Raw genomic sequence first — 19462 nt, 5'->3', positions numbered from 1 at the left:
GTTCAGTCGAAAACGGCCGCTGACTTTTTTAATTCAATATCGATCTCGCCCTCATTGGCGACCTCGTAGGTGACCAGTCCCCATACCTTGCCGCCGGACAGGGTAAAATAGCGATCTACATAAGGATCGTCCTTGACCACGCTCTCGAGACGGGCCAAGAGACTATCGGTGCGCGCCACCGATGTGCCGGTGGGCAGGATGACTTTGATCATCACGCGACCGTCGTCCACTTTGGGCAAGAATTCGCTGCCGACATGTCTAAACAGATAAACCGCGGCTACCATGAATAAGACAAAAACCGCCAAGACCACCCAGCGCAACGGCAGCAACCCGTTCAGCACGCGTCGGTAAATGCGGTCAATGAGCTGGATGAAGCGGTCGGCAATGCTGCGCCGTTCCCGTCGGTGGCCTTTGCTGGTGACCAGATAGTGGGTGAGCATGGGTGTCACCGTGAGCGCCACCAGCAGGGACACGACCACGATTCCGGCAATGGTCAGGATCAACTCTCTGAATAGCAGGGAGGTCAGCCCCGGAATCAGCAGAAACGGCATGAACAGCGCAAGGAAGGTCAACGTGGATGCCACCACGGCCAGCGCCACTTCGCTGGTGGCAGTGTCCGCTACCGTATCGCTTCGGCTCCCTTTTTCCAGATGCAACCGGGTGATGTTTTCGATCACCACGATGGAACTATCCAGCACCACGCCCATGGCCACGACCATTCCGCCCAGCGAAAAAATGTTGATGGAAAAACCGAGGATTTTCATTAGGAAAAAATTAAGCAAAATGGTAATCGGCAGGGCGATCAGCATCACCACGACCTGACGCCAATGGCCGAGAAATAAAAAGATCACCAGAATGACCAACAATACGGCGACGATGGCTGAATCCCTCACCCCGGCGATGGCGCCTTTGATGTAATCCGCCTGATTCTCAATCGTGCCGAATTTGATATCCGGCGGCACCGTATCTTCCACCTTCCGAATCAGTTCATTCACCCGATGGGCGATCTCAACGGTATTGGCATCGGCCTGTTTCAAAATATTCACCTTAATCGCCGGTTTGCCGTTGAACCGGGTAATCACCCGCTGCTCTTCATGGCTGTCTTCGACCGTTGCCAGATCCTTCAGCCGCACCATGGATTTTCCGTCGTTAAGCACGACCACGTTGCGGATATCGTCCAGGTTGCGGAACTCAGCATTGGTACGCAGAATAAATTCCCTTCCGCCTTCGGTCACCCGACCCGCGAGCCGCTCGATGTTTTCCTCCTGGAAGCGTTTGATGACTTGGTTTAATGTTAAATCGTATGCTGCCAACCGTTCTGCGTCGAGATGAACGCGAATTTCCCGTCTTAGACCACCCACGATCTCGGTTCCAGCCACGCCTTTCACTGCTAAAAATTGATCCTGCAGCACATTTTCCACCCAGGTGCGCAGCTTGACCAGATCCCGACCGTCGGACATGACGATGAGTTGCACCACCGGCAGTTGCGAGGGATCGGCTTTGAACATGATGGGCGGATCCACATCCGGCGGCAGCTTGCGGGTCGCCAGACCCATTTTGGCCACCACGTCCTGATACGCCACATCCACATCGGTGCCGAACTCAAAATTCACGAGCAGTTGGTACATGCCTTCGATGCACGAGCCTTCGAGATAATCGAGATTGTCCACCGTGGCTAAGGTTCTTTCAATCGGCTCCGCGATGTTGTCGTTGATTTCCTCCGGTGTAGCCCCGCGCCAGTAGACGTACACTTTGATCATAGGGTAGGTGATATCCGGCAGAAAGTCGGTCGGCAATTGAAAATAACCATAGATGCCGAGGACCACGGCGGTTGCCATCAGCACCAGCGTGGCCACGGGCCGGCGAATGGAAATCGTAGTAAGCTTCATCGTCTCTCTCCTGCCTGGCCGCTCACCTTACCAGCGGGGCCTGGACCTTCACCGCACTACCGCTTTTCAACTGCTCCTGGCCCTCGACCACAAGCATATCCCCCGGCGCAGGTCCTTCGAGGACCTCTACCCAGCCTTCCACCTCGAGGCCGGTTCGCAGCACCACTTCCTTCGCCTTGCTTTCCTCCACCACAAAGCAGGTTTGTTTCTGCGGACGTTCAATTACCGCCTGGCTCGGAATCGCCACAGCGTTCTCCAGGGTGCGCGTCACGAAAGTGACCCTGACAAACATGCCAGGCTTGAGATTCGGGCAGGGGTCGATAACCCGCATCTCTACTATTCCGTTCCTGGTCTTTGCCTCGGCCTGCCGGTAGATGCGTTGTACGACGCCTGTGAATTGCTTTGATGGGCAGGCGTCCGCGAAAATGTCACCCGTCTGACCAAGGCGCAGTTTACCAATGTCCAGTTCTGAAACTGGCACTTCCGCCAGCAGTTTTCCACTACTCTGAATCTCGAACAGCTTCACCTTAGCCTGCACCATGTCGCCTACGTCAACCCATCGCCGCGACACCACGCCTGCGATGGGAGAGGTAATGTGGATCTCTTTGTACTGCTGCAAGGCGAATTGATAGTCTTGCCGGGCCTGTTCGTATTCTCTCTGCAGAACCGGGTTGTGTGGGTCATTGCTCAGTGTCCCCTTTTTGGCCTCGACCCAGAGGCGCGCGGAATTGATTATGTCTTCGCGCACCAGCGGGCTGATCGTGGCGACAACAGCGTCGGCCTCTACTCGATCTCCCTCACGCACCAGCAGCTGGGAGATTTTGCCCTCAGAGGTAGACAGGATGTTGGCGACATTCTCGGCGCGCAGGGTTGCCGGCAGCTGGAGCCTTTCCACCAATCTATGCCTGCCCACAGGCTGCACCTTTATCAACTTTGCTTCTGTCTTCTTGGCCTCTCCGGTGTTGTCCTGCTTTGACCCGCACCCAGACAGACCCCACGCCAACAGAAGCAATGCGAAGAAGAAAGTTGCTGTCTTGTTCATCTCTGCTCTCCCTCATGTGACGTCAAAGGTCTACTACATGTCAGATCCGCTTGCTCACTTGGAGCCCCAGAATGCGCACGCCTCCGTCCGACTTGAGCGAGAGTGTAGCCGGTCCGGTGCTCAGGCACTGACCCGCCTCGAGCTGCGTTTCTTCTTGATTGACCATCGCCTCTGCCGACCCTCGAATGACCAAGAATACGACATACGATTGCATTTCGCCACCTGCAGGTAATTCGATGATCCGGGCCTTGAATTCCGGCGCGCGAAAGAATACGTTCTTATCCCGCTCTTTGTAGGGATAGGCTTTCAAGGTATTCAAGTCAAAAACCATCATGACTGGACCTCCAGATTAAGTGGAGAAGATAGCAGCCTTTTCCCCGTTGCAGGCGGCTGCGAACAACATGCCCCGGTATTCGGCAAGTCCCCTTCTGTCTTGACATCTTGACCGTAGAACCGGGGTTGCCATTGGCATGGAACACTCCGTTTTCCAATTCCTATTGTGCAAGGGCGCTTCCACTCGCTGCCCATCACGCCCCGAGAAACCCATCTCCACCGGGCGCTGTTCGACACCGCCACGAGAGTCGCCCGGCCGAGGCATTTCCATTTCACCTGGTTTCGCCGTCGACACGCTCACAAAATCCCCATCACCGCCAGTAGGCGGACGCGAGCAATGGCGTAGTCCAGTGCTGCCTGATTCAGGGTCAGCTGAGCATTCAGCAGACTCTTCTGAATATCCAGCAGACCGGTATTGGAGCGCCTTCCCGCATGGTATTCGATCATAGCCAGCCGATAACTCTGCCGCGCCAGTTCCACAGCCTGCTGCTGGATGGCGAGCTGCTGCTCTTTTTCTTTCAGCCGGGCATAGCTGTTCTGCACCTGCGTGGCCAGATTCTTCCTGAAGTATTCCCTCTGCCATTGGATCTGCTCCAGATTGGCTCTGGCCTCGTCGATCTTCGCCCCAATCACGTTGCCTTCGTAGAGCGGCATCTTCGCGTTCAATCCCCAAAAATTGCGTTTATTCCGATCGAACCAAAAGGACTCCAAGCCAAATTCATACCCGCAATATGCTTGCGCTGAAATCTGTGGCAGACGAGCCGCTTGCTGGACCTTGACCTTTGCCTCAGCCTTGCGCAGATCGTACTCTAATTGTTTCCAGATCGGATTCCGTTCCAGCGCCGTCGGCACCAATGCTTCGAAGCTCTGTTCAAACGGAATCACCTGCAGAGAATCCTGCGGCAGAGGAAGCTGGGAGCGCTCTCTTCCCAACAGCAGGCAGAGTTCATACGACACCGCCTGATAATCGTCCTGAATTTTGAGCAAATTGCCGTCGGTGGTGGCAACCGCAACCCCAATACGGTCCAGCTCCAGTTGGGACATGGGCCCGGCCTCCACCAGCAGGCGGGCGTAGCGCTGTTGCACCTCCAACTGCCTTCGGTTTTCCAGCAAAATCTGCCGCTGGTTTCTTAGCGACTGCAGCTGGTAATAATCGAGGGTAACCGCCAATTTCAAATTCAATTGATCCGAGAGAAACGCCTGCTCCAGCGACTGCACCTCGGCCGCAGCAGCCTGTTTGGCATGTTTCAATCTGCCGCCGGTGTACAGCGGTTGGCTGACGGCGATATTCGGAAACAGGTCGTGTTCGATGTTGCCGAGCACGACTCTTTTAAAGCCCGGCACAATATCCAGATAGCCATAACTGAAGTTGGCATCCACTTTCGGCAGCAACTCGCCCTCGGCCTGCTGCAGCGATGCTTGACCCGCTTTGGTGCGCGCCGCGGATTTTTTCAGCAGTTCATTGTTGGACAATGCTTCCTTCAGCGCGGCCGACAGGGAGAGGGCGACGGTATCTTGCGCCACCCCCTGGGCGCGCAGCAGCCCAGGAAAGAAGGCGCAGATGAACAGAGCAAGCTTAACTTGCTTCATGAAATGCCCATACAGTGAGCCGAGGCGACCTTTCTCTTGCAGGATTTGCGTACGCGAGAGTGCCATTCTGATTCTCCCAAAGTCTGAGGCTTTGCTCGTGACCTACAAGGCAATCCCGTAGGCAAGATTGATAGCCGCAAGCAGACTCTTGAGTGCCGCCTGGGCTTCTATGTGCTTTCCGTTCACCAATTGGATCGTCAGTTCGTCGATCTGGGCGGAGAGAGTCTTGAGAGCCTCTCGATAGTTTTGGCAGCGCAGAGAGTCTTCCGGCGCAGGGCAAGGAGCGCATAAAACGTTGTCCCGCAGCTTCAGCAGCTCGCCGATCATCTCCTTGAGCGGCTCAATATCGGATTGTTGCGCCTCATCGACCATCTTCTTCGCCTGTTTCCGCAGGTGGAACAATCGGTCTGCGGCGCAGATCAATCCATTCTCTTCATGCATCCTGACAAACAAACCGCAGGTCTTACTGCAAGTTTGCAGGGCTTCGTTGAAGTCGCCATCTGCAAGTTGTCTTTCCATGTTCTGCATGCCCTGATAGATGTCAAGGAGGCGCGAACTGAATTTTTCATCCTGGCGGTATTCTTCCGGCGGGTTGTTCTGAAAATTCTGCCGGACTTTTTCCCACAGAACCATGGATTGGCGGATGTGCTGCAGTCCAGCCGCTTGCTTTTGGGCATCCGCCTGTTTAATCAATTCCTAGACGAGCGCGCAGTACTGTCGCATTTGCTGACGGGTTTCCAGGACCACGGTATCGAATTGTTGCAGTTCCGCCGAGGCCTTGGCGGGCTGGCTGGTGTGTGCCAAAAGGGGAGCAGCCTCGCAGACCATCAGAGCAGAAGTGACAACCAACAGCAGTGCTGACATCCTGATAGAGATTCGCTGTTCCATGTTCTTCTCCTCATTCTGTTGTTTGGCCTCTTGGGAAGAAGTCTCGTCACGACGCACCGGACCGGCTGGCCCGAGCCGCTGCCCGAAGCAGGGGAACGTGATGCTCTGCCCTTTCCTGCGGCTGACGCCCATGCTCGCCAAAGGTTAGAGCGCCGCGCAGGCCCCGCCAAATATGCCCAAATAGCCTTGGAGCTCCAGGTGGTGACGGTTGCTATCGCGCCCACACACACACGGCAACCCACCCCCACCCTGCCATCCCGGTGGGGCACACGGCGCGATGACTTCTGTCATCCAAGGGCTCGCGGCGGTACCAGCGCTCGCTCCTTCAGCCGCTCGCCTAAGGAGATGGCAAGATCATTTCACGGGCTACCAGATTGTTACCCCCAAAAACGCCGTGACAAATTTCACGGATACATAGAGGAAATACAGGCCGAAGATGAATTTCAATCTGGTCGGCTTGAATTTCTTGATGATGGCAGCACCTATTTGGGCGCCGATGACGGTCCCAATAGCCAAGAGCAAACCCGCCCCCAGCGCCACGAATCCCTGTAGCAGTTTGATTCCGCCACCCACCACAGCAAGCGGGATCATGGTTGCCAGCGACGTGCCCATGGTGACGTAGACCGGCGCACCAAACAAGTAGATGAAACCAGGCACCAACGCATAACCTCCGCCCAAGCCGACCACGCCCGTCAAGATGCCAATGAGCAGTCCCATGATCACCCAACCCCATGTGGGCCCAGGAATCGACTCACCCATGGCCTGAGGCTTCTTGGTCTGCAACAGCCCTTCCCAGATCATGCGGATGGCAGGCCAAAGAAACGCCAATCCCAAGATCAATCCCAGCAGCGCCGTGCGTGCCGTGAGCAGTTTGAAGAGGTAGGAACCAATGATGACACCGACGATACCGGAAATGCCAACCCACAGCGTGGCTCGCACATCCAGGTTCTTGCGGATGAGATGGCCGTAGCCGCCAGAGATGGCGGTAAGAACCACGGCAAAGAGCGTGGTGCCAACTGCAGTGGTGGCTAGATAACCCAACCAGAAATGAATGGCTGGCAAAACATCACGCTGCAGCCGCCGGTACCAATCAAACCGCCAAGCAAACCAGCCAACAGGCCAATGACGACCAAGAAGCTGCCATGACCAACATTCAGCGTTGGCAAGTTCTCACTGCGCAGCTTGTCGCTGGGCAAGAGCCCAATGAACAAGGCCAGGAGAACAAACAGCAAGACGATGGTGGGAAGATAATTCCTCCAGAAAGACGTTTGCGCAAGTCTCATTATGGCCTCCTCGGTAATTGGAGAATCGATTCGCAAGAGGAACCATTACTGTCTTGCAGTCAACAGGGGCCAACTGCACCCTGGTGCACACCGAACCCAGTCGCCTTGTCCAATTTCCTCCTCTCCTGTGGACCCCTCTTTTCGCAAAGGATGTCACCGAGTCGCTGCCTTCAGCTTCTGGTACAGAGCGACTAACCGATCTCGGAAGATATGCCGGATGGCTTCTTCATCGTTTTTCAACGGGTAAACGGGAATCAAATCCAGCACTTGTTCGGCCGGCAGTCCGGAGTGAAACAGCGCATCCAGCGCGCCATGCAGCATGGCCGCCACTGCCTGCAGAGCTTCGGACTGCCTCAAACCGAACTCCCTCCCTAATCGCTCCAGCTCCGGCCACTGGAACCAGAAGTAGGTGGGCCCCATGCCGGTGAGGATAGCGTAGGCCTCCAGGTGCTCCTCGCGCACTTCAGGCGATTGGCCCCAGCACCGGCACAGGCTCACGAGCGATGAGCGGTCAGCCGCCGTGAGAGAATCCGAATAGACAACCGGATTGTAACCCCTGCCGGTCACCGACGGCGCGTTGGGGTCATGCGCACGATGCGATTGAAGCCGTTGAGCATCTCGGATAGGCGGCGGAGCGTGATGGTGGGGATCAACGAGATGATGGTCGCGTCTCTTTTCAACGCGGGTTTGATCTGCTCGCACACCTCAACCGCCACCGGTGGGTGCACGGCCAGAAACATCAGATCGGCCACCTCGGCGACGGCCCGATGCAAGTCCGCTTCGGTCGGGCGGTCGCCTACGATGGTCGATAGTCTTTCGAGATTGTTCGCTTCCGGGTCGTAGACCAGGAGTTGTTTTGGCAGGCCCTCGGCCCGGCACAGACCCTCCAGCACTAGCCGGGTCACCCGTCCGCCACCGATGAAGCCAAGAGTTTTTTCCGCTCCCTTCGATACCTCCTCGGCTCAGTGCACGTGTCCACTCCCTGGTACCTCCACCAGGCCATCGCTTTTCGCTGTGCCAGGACACCCTCAGCAAACTGGCCAGCTTGGCGTCATCTCATCGCCGTGAGCAGCAGCTGCCGCCGGATGGCACGACGTCGCCGGTCTTGTGCACAAAGATAAGGCTACCGAAGATCTCGCCCATCTTTTCGCTACCGCATTTGGGGCAGTGTAGTTCCAGGCCCCTTTCCTTCTGGCTGATCGGGGCAAAAACCTCAAACTGGTGCCCACAATCCAGACATTTGAATTCATAGGTTGGCATATCGCGTCCTCCATGGCTACTTTGCCCGTTGCTTGCCTTCTCACAAAGAATTGCCCGACTTAAGCACGTGTTGGACACAGCCGATGATCCTTTGGGCCACCCGCTTCACTGGATCATCGGTGAACGCCAGACTGCTGAAAGGCCCTTGCTTGGTCAGATTCGGCTCCGTTTCCAGGTTCAGGTACACGTCGGGCTGGATGCCGACCCCGGCCAGCAACTGACGGACACACTCGTTGTGGCAACCGTCTATCACGACGATCTTTTCGATCTTGCTCACCAGGGCGGATTGCCGGGGCACGTCATTCTGGGTCGCCGGCAATGAGCAGATGCCGACCGTCTCGCTGCCCAGGCGTCGCACCACCTCCAGGGCCGCCAGGCCGGTCAGCGAGCCAGTGTTGGAGCCGCCGCTGGAGCGGGCGAAGAGCCCCACTTTGGGCAACGGTGCTTTCTCCTTCTGTGGCTCCATTTTGCCCACCTCTCGATCACTTCGGTTGCATGGGGGACCGGCGGGGTTCAGTCGCTGCCTCCTGTAGCTGGTGAGCGATTGGGGCAAATGCCTCTGCCGGATATTCCTCGGCCTTTCCCGCATCGCACAACGCGGCAATACGCGGGTCCAGGGGCAGCCGGCCCAGGAAGGGCACTCCCAGCCGACGGGCCATCTCCTCGCCGTGGCTGGGGCCGAAGACCTCGTATCGTCGGCCGCCCTCCGGACAGACGAAGTAGCTCATGTTCTCAACCAACCCCAGTAGAGGAACCTGCATCGTCCGCGCCATGCGGGCCGCCTTGCGCACCACCATCTCGGCCAGGTCCTGGGGCGAACTGACCAACAACACCCCGGAGAGCGGCAACGATTGCATCACCGTCAGCGCGGCGTCGGAGGTGCCGGGCGGCAGGTCTACCACCAGCCAGTCCAGGTTGCCCCAGACGACCTCGCCCCAGAACTGCTTGATGGCGGAACTGATGAGCGGTCCGCGCCAGATGACAGCCTCGTCCTCGCTGGGCAGGAGCAGGTTGATGGACATGACCTTGATGCCGGTCTGGGTCTGGGCGGGCAGGATGCCGAGGGGGCTCATCGGCGGCGCGCCGTGAAGCCCGAACATCTTGGGGATGCTGGGACCGGTGACGTCGGCGTCCAGCACGCCGACCGTCTGGCCGTCTCGCCGAAGGGCCACGGCCAGCAGCGCGCTGACGAACGACTTGCCGACGCCGCCCTTGCCGCTCACCACCGCCACGACATGCCGGATGTGGTTGAACCGTTCCGCCGTACCCGCCTGCCCTGCTCCTCCGAGGCCGATCGTTTGCTTTTCCTCGGGGGCCATCTCGGTCAGGTCAATTTGCACCTCCTGGACGCCGTCCAGGGCCAGCACGGCCGCCCTGGCTTCGGCCACGATCTGGTCTTTCAGCGGACATTCGGGAACGGTCAACGCCAGGGTGAAGGACACCTCGTCGGCCTGCACGCGTACGTCGCGCACCATGCCCAGCTCCACCAGGCTGCGGTGCAATTCGGGGTCCAGGACCCCGGCCAATGCTTCTATGATCTGCTTTTCTGTAGTCACCTGCGTTTTCTCCTTAACTTTGCCGTGCCTGTTTCCAGGCGCTCAGGAAAACGGCAAAAGCCGGCATCCCGGCCACCGGGATGATGGTAAAGGCCGTCTCCAGCAACTCCTGCGCGCCGGTGATATGCATGACGGTCGCCTCACGATCGTGCTGGGCCGCAGTGATCGCGGCGTGGATCAGGAACTTGTGTTTCTTCGAGACCGCGCCATCGTTCAGCGTCAGCTCGTGCAGGCGCAGGAAAGCAGCGCACAGCGCCGGGTTCCGCTCTTGCAAGAAAGCGACCGGGTCCAACACCTTGCCGAATTCTTCTGCAAAGGCAGTCAGGCTTTCGCCGATTTCGTTTGGGGTTTCAGATTTCATTGCATCTCCTTTCGCAATTTTGTGATTTTTCCAGACCGCGAGGGATTACTTCGCTTCCACCGCCATTTTATGCAGCTGCGGCGTGGGGGCAAACCACTTCGTCAGCCGGCCTGAAATCCGCAGGAAGGTGGCCATGAAGGTGATCTGGATGACCGGCTTGAGCGCCAGCACCAGCACCGTCAGCGGGCCGAAGAAGATGGTCGCCAGCGCCAGCGCCACGTTGCCTTTGGCGTAGCCCGTCCAACCGGCAACCATGTCCGCGCAGGGAACGGTGCCGGTCAGGATCAGGCCGACGGCGAAATCGGGGCGGCTATGCAGGAACAGATACGCCAGTCCCGCCGCCAGCAGAGGCGAGAAGAAAGTTCAACAGCATGAACAGGCTGATCAGTTTCAGGTTCATCACTGCCTTGCCCACCTCTTCGATGCGCAGGCCGATCATCATCGGGTAGAGCATGATGAAGAGGGTCAGCGTGGTGTACGATTTGAGTCCCTTGGCCGCAGCCGGGAACTTCCAGCCGAAGGCCACGCCTGCCACGATGGCGAGCAACACGAACACCACCAGGTTGCCTTCGACCACCTTTGCGGTTTTCTGCAATGCCTTGAGCACTTTGCACCTCTTGTTTCAGCAAATCGAAAATCATCTTGGCGACGATCAGCCACCGCAAAACGCCGATGGCCCTCTTGAGCTGCCCGCTCGGCAGCTTCGTCTCCCTTAGTTTCGAGCCAACAATGGAGCCGGCCGTAGCCTTCACAGCGGCAATGCCAATGCACACGGGATGCAGCCCGCCCGGGGTAGCCTCAAGAACAAATCTTGTTTCGTTTATACCATCGAGCCTATGCTCACCGCGCGGCAGGCGCCGCAGTTCGCGCCGAGGACTTTGATGCTGGGCTTGCCGCTCAATGCAGGCGCTCTGCGTGGTCGATCAACTCGCCGCGGGCGGCAAGGGCGGCCGCTTCGATTTTTGCAATGTCGGTGACAATGGGGCGAACGCCGGCCTGCTTCATGTTCTCGTAGGCGCCGGCGCCCACGCCGCGCGCCAGCAGGATGTCGCAATCGGCAATGGCGGCGGCCATGCGGGCGTGACGGCTCTGAGCGGCCGCGTCAAAGCCGTGGCCGTGCGAGTCGCTCCCATGGGCCCCTCGCGTATGTGGCTCTCTGGCAAATTGGGCATGACCCATCTTGTCGCGTGTCTCCCGGCCCACGATCTGGCCGTTCTCCACGGTAACAACCACGTAGAACGGCGCCCGACCAAAGTGCTGGCTGATGGTCACGCCATCTTCAGAGACGGCGGCGATTTTCATTCTGTTCTTCTCCTTCTCTTTACTCCCATAAGGAATCTTGAAGCCACATCGTGTCCCCAGTGCTTCCTCGAACAAGACCGCTTTCCCACAGCCCGTTAGCCGAGCGCCTCCTTGGCGATCTTCTCCGCAATGCGTTGCACGTCCTTCTTGTCGAAGTCAAGGGTCGGCACCTTGCTTACTCCCTCCTTGGCAATGACCGTCTCGTAATCGTAAGGGATGTCCAGCCTCTCCAGCACCTTGCTGGCACAGCGATTGGCGCAGCCGTTGATGACGACGAGCTTCCTGGCCCGCCTGGCGACATCAACGTGTGCCTTCGACTCGGCGGCTACGGCCGTGATGCAGCACATACGAGCCGCTTCCTTGGAATTGGTTAGTTCAACGGCCACCGCGTGCCCCACCTGGCCCACACTGGCCGCCCCATCGCAGGCCAGGATAATGTCTAGATTCTCGGCTTCTTTGGCGCAAACCGGCAGCCACCTCGGCGGTGGCCTTCATCCCGTCCAGTATCTCCTCGTACAAGTGATAGGGGAAAGCGACGGTGACCTCATCTTCGTGGGCCAGTGCGGTTTTGCGGTCGCCGAAACACGGCAGACCCAAGGCAATATCATCATCGACATAAGCCTGCGCGATACTATCGGCACACAGGCTCCACTCCCCCCAGTGGAAAATGCAACCCGACCGCCACGTTTGTAGAGATAGCCCTGGATGACCCGCATCACCTGCGCGGTATTGCCATACGTGACGACAATATCCGGTTCAAAGTTCAACTTTGACATAGGTGCCACCGCCACCGCCCTAAACTTCCCGTAAGGAATTTTGGCTACTCTGCTGGTGAATTCCCGCGCCGATTCCAGGTCCGCATGCAGCATTTTGGCAATTTCCCCGTTCTTCATGTTTTCCGTCTCAGGAATCAGCCCCAGAGTAACCCCACCCACAATGCAGGCCATATCTTCTGCCGTAGAATACATCGGTCGGGCGTAGTACCGCACAATGGCTGTAATCTGGCAGGTATTCATCGGATGTCTCGGCCGCATGGTTCCTTGAGGACGTTCACTGGTGTTATCAGAAAACTTGACCCCAAAGGGATAGGTTTTCGGCCGTAACAGGGCCGAAAGTTCTCAGCAGACTTCTTTCCTTGCCATTTCCACCTCCCCCTATCTTGTTGGACACACTACGCGAGCGGGGCACCTGTCTGCGGCCCCCGCTTTAAGTCCAGATACTAGGCGCGGCTGCCCTCGGGGGTCAACGGACTGACAGCCAGCTCCTCCGCGTAGCCCTCTCGCTGTGACTCCCCACCTTCCACGTTCTCCAGGCGAGTCATGACCCTAACTTCTTCTCTCCTCCTTTGCCATTCTTGGTTCGAGCTCAGACAGCTCGCTCTCCGTCTCCTCCTTGTAGGACTCTAACCACTCCCGTTCTTCCTCTTTGCTGGGGCTATGCTAGCCTCGTGGGCCGCAGCACCACCCCATTATCGGATGGCCACCGGGAAAGGGAGGCTCGAAAGGCCTTCGCACCCTTGTTCCCGTCCGAATCTCGCCACAGCGCCAAGCTGTCCAGCTCCGGGAAGCAAACATTTTGTCCGCCATTCGGACTCGCCACGCCTGCAAGCCCGCTCTCACGCCTGTACCAAAAATCGTCAGCCCAGACGCGCGCTCCTGCCCACCGATACCACATCGTGGTCTCGCCGTCGAAACTCCCTGTTGTGCACACAGGCCTCAGGCGGCGACACGCCGCCGCTCAGGCCCCACATATTCTGCCTCCCAGATGGGGCTTGTGAGCTCGTTCACTTTCTCCCCATAAGCCACCAGTTCTTGAAAATATCGCTCGTCCCGTATCGCCTCGGCCGCATCCTCGTCAATGGGCTTGGCGGCAAAGCGCTTCACCACGCCGCGTGCCACTCGGTAGTGGTCGCGAATGGCGCAGGGCGTGATCTCATTCTGCACCCGCTCGGGCGGTTGACCGTAGCCGTAGCCCCGCTGCCACTTGCGAATGGCCTCAAAAAAGGGCGAGGTAATGACCGTATTCAAGTCGCCTCCGGCCTCATAGACCTCGACGATGTTATGCGTGGAGTAAGGGAAAAAGACGCAGGGAGAGACCTTGCCGTTCCAATCGATGTACAAGTACCCGCCTGGGCGCGCTGCAGCAATGCAGCCGTTGGCCACCGGGCCGCTGTTCCAGAAATCCGCCAGGAAGAGTTTGCGCTCATAGACCAGAGCCTGCTCTCGCTGGTACATCATGAGACGCTGCTCCGGGGTAATCATGCGCTCCAGGGTGTAACTGCGGCCGATAGGCATATACTGAAAAATCCAGCCGTAAATGGCCCCTTGCTCCTCGAAGTAAAAGTCCACGAAACGGTCGCTCACCAGCAGTTCGGCGTTTTCCCTGGTGGCTGTGGCCGATATACCGAAGGGCACTCTGGCCTCCCGCAGATTTTCCATTGCGTTGAGAATGCGGCCGAATACGCCCTTCCCGCGCCGCCGGTCGGTCTCTGCTTCGAATCCTTCCACGGAAATGGCCGGGGTGACGTTGCCGGTCTGCGCCATGCGAGCGGCCATTTTCTCATCGATGAGCGTCGCGTTAGTGTACATCATGAAGTAAGTGTCTGGGTTTTCCTCAAGGAGGTCCATGATGCCCTTGCCCCGGCTATGCCACATCAGCGGCTCGCCACCGGAGATGACCACAAAGTGCGAGCCCCAGCTCTGGCGCGTCTCATTCACGACGCGGTTGACGATGTCATAGTCGAGGTTCACTTTGGCGGTGGTACTACCGGCATAACACCCCTCGCAATAGAGATTACACTGCTTTGCCGGGCTGATGGTGACAAAGCCGGGTGGGGCAAAGCCGTACTTCTCCACAAAGAGGGCATGTCGAGTTTTCTCGCCCATCAGCACCTTGCCGACCAGGATTCTTAATAGTGCGTGGCGCACCGGTCGTGAGATGCGGCCACTCGTGAGCGCCCGGTCGATGGCGCCGAACATATTGCTCACGAGCTGAAACTTGTCCTCTTGACAGCGCCGCGGTGAGTTGCCTGGATTGAGAATCACAAAGTGGTGGTACAGGCTTTGCTCAGCCTTCCTCAAGGCCATTTGCCGCAATGCGGGGCTCTTGACACCCGCGTCCAAGAATCCGACCAGGCACTTGGTCCATACGGCATCAAGCTTTCGCCAAGCCATGGTGCGCACCTCCTTTCTTGATCTTGAAGGTTCACCTTCCGCGTCAGCTTGCTCGCCCTGGTTGCTCACTCTTGTCCTTCTCCGAGGAAACTCACTCCGGCTTCACTCCTTCTCTTCCCTCATCTGTGCCATTCTTCTTTCCAGCTCAGACAGCTCTCTTTCCAGTTCCTCCTTGTAGGACTTTAGCCACTCGAGCTGTTCCTCTTTGCTGGGCCTATGCCAGCCCCATGGCCCGCAGCAGCACCCCATCATCGGGTGCCCGCCGTGAAAGTGAGGTCCGAAAGGTCTACACATGGCTCTCTCCTCCTCTCTCGTCGATTATGCGCCGCAAAGCGGCCGTCAGTTCTTGCGCAAAGCAACTCTCCGCCAGTTTCTCCACGTCTCCTACTGCCTGCTCCAGACCCTCATCGAAGGCTATTCCACCGAGGAGGGGCACGCCGAGCGGCTCCAACGACTGCCCAATCCCCAGAGAGGACGGCATCTTCATGTTCTCCACCAGGCCGGTAATGGGAATGCCTAACTCGGCGAGCATTTTGACCAGCTTCCTCACCGTTTCTATGGCGACCTTCGATGGGGTGGTTACCACCAGAAACTCCACCCGTTTCATGAAGCGGATGACATCCAGCGTGGGGTCGCCGATGCCCGGGGGCATGTCGATGACCAGAAAGTCCAACGAGCCCCAGCGGGTGATGGTGAGCAGTTCGATGATGAGATTGGAGATGTCGGCCCCCCTGATGGGTGAGGGATTGTCGCCGGCGTAGTAGATGATCGACATGAACCTGATGCCGTGAACGAGCGGCGGGACAATTCCCTTGTCCTCGGTGGGATAGACGCCCTTGATCCCCAAGATCACGTGGGTAGAAGGCCCGCAGATATCCAGGTCAAGCAGGCCCACCCGGTGTCCGGCACGTGCCAGCACTATGGCAAGGGTGGCAGAAACCGAGCTCTTGCCAATCCCCCCCTTGCCCCCTGCGACCGCGATGACCCTCTTGACGTCCTTCAGCCTTTCTTCGATGATGCTAAGCCTCGGGTCCATAGTGCCTCACTTCTCTCCGCTGATCGATTCCAGCCACACGCCGCGTCCCTTGGTGACCTCGAAATCCGGGCTATGGCAGTTCGGGCACCTCACATAGACGTGAGCAGTCTCTGGCAAGAAGTGGATGGACTCGGACTGTTCCTCGTCCAGCTTCTTCAGCGCGTCTTTGAACGCCCACTCCGTGCCGCACACCCGGCACTTGAGCACAGCCGGCTCATGCTCGAAGAGAAAGCGCGCCCGCCTGAGCAAAGCGCTCTGCAGACGGACAATTTCCTTGAGTGCGAACTCAAAGACCTCCATGTCCGTCTGCTGCAATTCCCCAATCTTGACCCTGATCTCGGTGATCTCTCTCAGCCCCTCCCTCTCAGCTACTTTGATCGCCGTTGCCACCACCCCCTCTGCCAAAGCCCATTCATGCATGTTCCACTCCTCACGATAGCGTCAGTGCCGCAAGCCCATCGCGCCACGGCGCCCAGCTCCTATTGCGGACGAGCTGGCCCTGAAATATCCTCCCCGCCCTCGCGTGTCATCCGTCTGAGCGTACCCACAGGACACACGCCATGAAGCACAGTCAAGCCCAGCGTGCGAGCCTTTTGCAGCACTTGATCCGACGATGAGCCCGGGGGGATCCACACGAGTTCTATCCCCAGAGCCACCGCCTGCTCCAACGCCCTTTCCGTATTTGCTGGCGCCAGCGCCGCAATGACCACTTCTGGCTTCTCTGGTAACTCTGCCAGGGAGCCATAGCACCGTCGCCCATCAATCGCCTGGTACCTGGGATTGACTGGGTAGACCTTGTAACCGGCCTGGAGAAGGGTGTGAAACAGCTCGTAGCTATACTTGAGAATGTCCTGCGAAGCCCCCATCAGAGCATAAACCTTTCTTGTCCTCAGGACCTCTTCTGGCGACATCGTTTCCTTCCCTTTCGCGTCCTATCCATTGGTTTCGCAGCATCGCTGGACAGACTGTGACGACCCGCGCAAAAACTCTGGCATCACCTCAGGGTCAATCGTTCTTGGCTCGACTCTCTCAGCCGCGCACGTGGCTGACAACTGCACCCCCCATGGCTGCAAGTTCCCGGAAAGAAGAACGGCAGCGTGCTATCGCAGCAAGCCTTGGACGACCACGTCTACGGCCTCGTTCTCGGTCAGCCCGCGTGCCATCAGCGTCTCCACCTGCTTCTTGTCCACGCTGCCTATGGCGGCCTCGTGGGTCAGCTTGGCCGTCTCGTCGACCACGCGGAGCATGGGCACGGCGCTGGCACGCACCTGTTTGCCCTGAATGATCTCCACGCAGTCGACGTGCCCCCGCGACAAGGGTGCGTTACCCACGATCTCGCCTACCACTTCGCTCTCTGCACGATCGCTGACCACGATGCGGCTCTTGGCCAGCCCGCGGGCACCTGCCCCGTCCAGATAGATCGATTCTTTCACGCGAATGCGGTCGGCCTGCTTCCCATAAACCTTGGCATAGAGCTCACAGAGGCCGTGGGTGCCAACCCGCACCTCATAGTCGATCTCCACCCGGCCGGCCCTCCCTTGGGTGAGTTTGAACTCGCTGCGAAATTCACCACCCTCCGCAACCTCGACGCGCATCACGGGCAGCACCTCGACGCCCCCCCGGTCACCGTGAAAGTGGGTTTCGTTGTAGGTCATCAAGGCCCCCTTGCCCACCCGGACGGTGCCTTGCATGAGGTGCCTGACCTTTACGGCGTTCGGAAAGGAGCAGTGCGCCACGAAGGTGGCCTTTGCCTGGTCTTCGATGGCGAATTCGCCCACGATCTCCTGCACACCCTCTTTGGGCAGCACCCCGAAACAGAGGTGCACAGGACGTTCGATCACGGTGCCCTGCTTGACCGTGATCCTGGCTCGGACGCCGGTGGGGGTTTCTTCGCCCTCAATGAGCAAGCCTGGTATCTCATTTTTGGCAAGAATCTTGTGCAGGCTGACCACCAGGCTGCCGACCTGGGCATCCCTCAGGGCATCGAGTTGCCCCCCGCTCTTGTCGTACGCCTCAGCGAGGAGCTCAAACTCCTGGCGGGGATCAATCATTGCGGTAGATCTCCTCTTCCGGCTGGTTCACGTGGGGACACTCGCGGCAGTGATTGCGGAAAAAGCGTGCCACCTCTTCCGGGAGGCCGGTCTTCAGGATGGTGCCTCCGCACAGAGACGAGGCCCTGTCCGCCATGCGCGCCACCTCCTCGTGGTGGGTGATGAGCAAAACCGATGCCCCGTGGCGCACAAAGGCCCGAATGTCATCCACGATGTAGTCGATGGACAGGGCGTCGATGCCGGAATCGGGCTCGTCCAGAATGACCAGTTTGGGCTGCATGGCCAATACCGAGGCCAGCTCAATGCGCTTGCGCTCGCCGCCGCTCAAGGTGTTGTCCACCATCCGCGACAGATACCGCTCAGGGTTCAAGCCGACCATGCGCACGCATTCTGCCGCGCCGAGTGCGCCATTGTTGGCCCGGCCACTGATGCGCAAGTATTCCGCCACGCTGAGGCCCTCAAAGCGGGCCGGCTCCTGCCATGCCAAGGTGATGCCTCGCTTCGCACGCTCCGCCACCGGCAGGTGGGTGATCTCCTCGCCTGCGAAGACGATCGTGCCGGACTGCGGCCGGTAGCCACTCAGTCCCATGATGGCGTAGGCCAAGGTAGACTTGCCCGTGCCGTTCATGCCGAGAATGCTGTGCACTTCTCCCCTCCTGATGTCGAGGGTCAAGTCACGCAAAATCGGCCGCCCGTCGAAGGCCAGGTTCAGCTGACGTATCTCGAGCAAGTTGCCCATGCCGAGAGCTCCCTTCATGCTCGCATAGGCCCTTTGGCCTGATAAACCGACGCCGGGCCGCGGGTGCCCAAAACGACTTGGCCACCAGCCGTGCGGCCCTTAGCAGCTCGTCTGTTACAGCTCCTCGAACTATATCCGAGTGGCGACCAGCCAGTTCTGTCTCCGCCCTGCCCATGACTTGAGCTGAACGCTGACGTGGCAAGAAGTCCCGGACAGACAAAGGGAACACACGGTGAGGGCAAGTCCGCGCTCACCGTGGTTCCCCGAGGCACTGCCGTAAAGGCCATCTACCGTCCCGCCTTCTCGGCGTAGGCCTCACGAAGCTCACGCAGCTTCTGCACCAGCTCCTCCTTGCTGGGAAAATGAAGGGCCCCAGAAGGGCAGTCCTTGGCACAGGCGTCGCATCCCACCACGCAGTTGTAGGGATTGACCACTTCCACGCAGTCCTCTTTTTGCGCAAAAACGCCGTTCGCGCAAAAGTCCACGCAGTTTCCGCATGCGGTACAAGCCTCCTGGTCAATCGTCGGATACCAGGGGATCTCCTGCCGCGGGATGTTCATGTAGGTTTGGCTCACTTCTCCTCCTCTTCCAATGCCTTGGCCAGCTCCGTCAGCGCCTGCTCAGTCGTCTTAAAGGAGATGCTGATCGGTTTCCAGTTGTCGTCCATGGGCACCCCGGCGCGCGCAAATCCGTCACGCAAGAGTTTCTTCTGCTTTTCTTCCTTGCAGGCGAGGGTGATGTACTTCACCCCAGGCTTGAGGAGGTCTTCAAGCAAGCTCTCGCCGTTCGCCTCGCAGATGCGGGGATAGAGCACCAGATAGTCCTGAGGCAGCTCCATGCGGATACGCTCACTCAGCTCGCCGAAGTTGATGTCCTTCATGCTCGGGCAGGCAAAGCTGCACGTACAGACCAAAACCGCCTTCTTCATAGCGTCTTCCTCTGTCTAAGGTTAGTTCCAC

The 19462-nt window shown here is 58.5% G+C and carries 28 protein-coding genes; 1 reads left to right on the top strand and 27 read right to left on the bottom strand.

The window, feature by feature from the left end:
- Positions 1 to 2 precede the first annotated feature (2 nt).
- The 18 genes from NUW13_06745 to NUW13_06660 all read right to left on the bottom strand — a co-directional run bounded on the left by NUW13_06745 (position 3) and on the right by NUW13_06660 (position 11890).
- Entirely contained in the window at positions 3 to 1889 is a 1887-nt protein-coding gene (locus NUW13_06745; protein MCR4438726.1) for an efflux RND transporter permease subunit, read from the bottom strand.
- Positions 1890 to 1911: 22 nt separating this feature from the next.
- Positions 1912 to 2931 (bottom strand): efflux RND transporter periplasmic adaptor subunit, encoded by a 1020-nt coding sequence (locus NUW13_06740; protein MCR4438725.1) that lies wholly within the window; start codon positions 2929 to 2931, stop codon positions 1912 to 1914.
- Positions 2932 to 2971: 40 nt separating this feature from the next.
- Positions 2972 to 3265 (bottom strand): hypothetical protein, encoded by a 294-nt coding sequence (locus tag NUW13_06735; protein MCR4438724.1) that lies wholly within the window; start codon positions 3263 to 3265, stop codon positions 2972 to 2974.
- A gap of 296 nt (positions 3266 to 3561) precedes the next feature.
- Complete coding sequence (locus NUW13_06730) at positions 3562 to 4920, bottom strand: TolC family protein (protein ID MCR4438723.1); 1359 nt, start codon at positions 4918 to 4920, stop codon at positions 3562 to 3564.
- Between the two features lie 36 nt (positions 4921 to 4956).
- Positions 4957 to 5547, bottom strand: a complete 591-nt coding sequence (locus NUW13_06725; protein MCR4438722.1) for a hypothetical protein — start codon at positions 5545 to 5547, stop codon at positions 4957 to 4959.
- A gap of 3 nt (positions 5548 to 5550) precedes the next feature.
- Complete coding sequence (locus tag NUW13_06720) at positions 5551 to 5742, bottom strand: hypothetical protein (protein MCR4438721.1); 192 nt, start codon at positions 5740 to 5742, stop codon at positions 5551 to 5553.
- Positions 5743 to 6108: 366 nt separating this feature from the next.
- A complete protein-coding gene (locus NUW13_06715) occupies positions 6109 to 6804 on the bottom strand; it encodes a sulfite exporter TauE/SafE family protein (GenBank protein ID MCR4438720.1) in 696 nt (231 codons plus the stop codon).
- The gene (locus NUW13_06710) at positions 6771 to 7025 is read right to left on the bottom strand and encodes a hypothetical protein (protein MCR4438719.1); all 255 of its coding nucleotides are present in this window, start codon (positions 7023 to 7025) and stop codon (positions 6771 to 6773) included. Before NUW13_06710 ends, NUW13_06715 begins: the two co-directional genes overlap by 34 nt.
- Before the next feature lie 153 nt (positions 7026 to 7178).
- Positions 7179 to 7592 (bottom strand): hypothetical protein, encoded by a 414-nt coding sequence (locus NUW13_06705; GenBank protein MCR4438718.1) that lies wholly within the window; start codon positions 7590 to 7592, stop codon positions 7179 to 7181.
- A complete protein-coding gene (locus NUW13_06700) occupies positions 7589 to 7945 on the bottom strand; it encodes an NAD(P)-binding domain-containing protein (GenBank protein MCR4438717.1) in 357 nt (118 codons plus the stop codon). The genes NUW13_06705 and NUW13_06700 overlap by 4 nt, the downstream gene beginning before the upstream one ends.
- A gap of 136 nt (positions 7946 to 8081) precedes the next feature.
- Positions 8082 to 8285: a zinc ribbon domain-containing protein gene (locus tag NUW13_06695; GenBank protein ID MCR4438716.1), complete on the bottom strand. Its 204-nt coding sequence runs from the start codon at positions 8283 to 8285 to the stop codon at positions 8082 to 8084.
- Positions 8286 to 8325: 40 nt separating this feature from the next.
- Complete coding sequence (locus tag NUW13_06690; GenBank protein MCR4438715.1) at positions 8326 to 8751, bottom strand: putative zinc-binding protein; 426 nt, start codon at positions 8749 to 8751, stop codon at positions 8326 to 8328.
- Between the two features lie 16 nt (positions 8752 to 8767).
- Positions 8768 to 9841: an Mrp/NBP35 family ATP-binding protein gene (locus NUW13_06685; protein ID MCR4438714.1), complete on the bottom strand. Its 1074-nt coding sequence runs from the start codon at positions 9839 to 9841 to the stop codon at positions 8768 to 8770.
- Positions 9842 to 9854: 13 nt separating this feature from the next.
- Entirely contained in the window at positions 9855 to 10202 is a 348-nt protein-coding gene (locus NUW13_06680; protein ID MCR4438713.1) for a hypothetical protein, read from the bottom strand.
- A 45-nt stretch (positions 10203 to 10247) separates the two neighbouring features.
- Positions 10248 to 10520: a hypothetical protein gene (locus NUW13_06675; GenBank protein ID MCR4438712.1), complete on the bottom strand. Its 273-nt coding sequence runs from the start codon at positions 10518 to 10520 to the stop codon at positions 10248 to 10250.
- Positions 10513 to 10809: a hypothetical protein gene (locus NUW13_06670; protein ID MCR4438711.1), complete on the bottom strand. Its 297-nt coding sequence runs from the start codon at positions 10807 to 10809 to the stop codon at positions 10513 to 10515. Before NUW13_06670 ends, NUW13_06675 begins: the two co-directional genes overlap by 8 nt.
- A 290-nt stretch (positions 10810 to 11099) precedes the next feature.
- Positions 11100 to 11504 carry a NifB/NifX family molybdenum-iron cluster-binding protein gene (locus tag NUW13_06665; GenBank protein ID MCR4438710.1) on the bottom strand — a complete coding sequence of 135 codons (405 nt, stop codon included), beginning with the start codon at positions 11502 to 11504 and terminating at the stop codon, positions 11100 to 11102.
- Positions 11505 to 11599: 95 nt separating this feature from the next.
- Positions 11600 to 11890, bottom strand: coding sequence for a putative zinc-binding protein (locus NUW13_06660; protein ID MCR4438709.1), 291 nt, complete (start codon positions 11888 to 11890; stop codon positions 11600 to 11602).
- Positions 11891 to 11939: 49 nt separating this feature from the next.
- Here NUW13_06660 and NUW13_06655 point away from each other — a divergent pair, with 49 nt between their 5' ends.
- Positions 11940 to 12197, top strand: a complete 258-nt coding sequence (locus tag NUW13_06655) for a hypothetical protein (protein ID MCR4438708.1) — start codon at positions 11940 to 11942, stop codon at positions 12195 to 12197.
- A gap of 1022 nt (positions 12198 to 13219) precedes the next feature.
- On the opposite strand, the gene NUW13_06650 is transcribed toward NUW13_06655, so the two are convergent.
- From NUW13_06650 to NUW13_06610, 9 genes are all read right to left on the bottom strand, one after another.
- Positions 13220 to 14677 carry a radical SAM protein gene (locus NUW13_06650; protein ID MCR4438707.1) on the bottom strand — a complete coding sequence of 486 codons (1458 nt, stop codon included), beginning with the start codon at positions 14675 to 14677 and terminating at the stop codon, positions 13220 to 13222.
- Between the two features lie 102 nt (positions 14678 to 14779).
- Positions 14780 to 14971 (bottom strand): hypothetical protein, encoded by a 192-nt coding sequence (locus NUW13_06645; protein ID MCR4438706.1) that lies wholly within the window; start codon positions 14969 to 14971, stop codon positions 14780 to 14782.
- A complete protein-coding gene (locus NUW13_06640; protein MCR4438705.1) occupies positions 14964 to 15713 on the bottom strand; it encodes a P-loop NTPase in 750 nt (249 codons plus the stop codon). The genes NUW13_06645 and NUW13_06640 overlap by 8 nt, the downstream gene beginning before the upstream one ends.
- Positions 15714 to 15719: 6 nt before the next feature.
- Positions 15720 to 16133 carry a hydrogenase nickel incorporation protein HypA gene (hypA, locus tag NUW13_06635; GenBank protein MCR4438704.1) on the bottom strand — a complete coding sequence of 138 codons (414 nt, stop codon included), beginning with the start codon at positions 16131 to 16133 and terminating at the stop codon, positions 15720 to 15722.
- A 59-nt stretch (positions 16134 to 16192) separates the two neighbouring features.
- Positions 16193 to 16624: a CoA-binding protein gene (locus NUW13_06630; protein MCR4438703.1), complete on the bottom strand. Its 432-nt coding sequence runs from the start codon at positions 16622 to 16624 to the stop codon at positions 16193 to 16195.
- 189 nt (positions 16625 to 16813) lie between these two features.
- Positions 16814 to 17764, bottom strand: a complete 951-nt coding sequence (locus tag NUW13_06625; GenBank protein MCR4438702.1) for a SufD family Fe-S cluster assembly protein — start codon at positions 17762 to 17764, stop codon at positions 16814 to 16816.
- On the bottom strand, positions 17757 to 18503 hold the full coding sequence (locus tag NUW13_06620; GenBank protein MCR4438701.1) for an ABC transporter ATP-binding protein: 747 nt from the start codon (positions 18501 to 18503) through the stop codon (positions 17757 to 17759). The genes NUW13_06625 and NUW13_06620 overlap by 8 nt, the downstream gene beginning before the upstream one ends.
- A gap of 287 nt (positions 18504 to 18790) precedes the next feature.
- Complete coding sequence (locus tag NUW13_06615) at positions 18791 to 19078, bottom strand: ferredoxin family protein (GenBank protein MCR4438700.1); 288 nt, start codon at positions 19076 to 19078, stop codon at positions 18791 to 18793.
- A complete protein-coding gene (locus NUW13_06610; GenBank protein ID MCR4438699.1) occupies positions 19075 to 19431 on the bottom strand; it encodes a hypothetical protein in 357 nt (118 codons plus the stop codon). The genes NUW13_06615 and NUW13_06610 overlap by 4 nt, the downstream gene beginning before the upstream one ends.
- Positions 19432 to 19462: the final 31 nt, after the last annotated feature.

The organism is candidate division KSB1 bacterium (assembly GCA_024655945.1).
Classification (GTDB): Bacteria; Zhuqueibacterota; Zhuqueibacteria; order JANLFK01; family Oleimicrobiaceae; genus Oleimicrobium.
The sequence above is the reverse complement of the archived record's forward strand: the minus strand, read 5'-3'. Positions and strand labels throughout refer to the sequence as shown.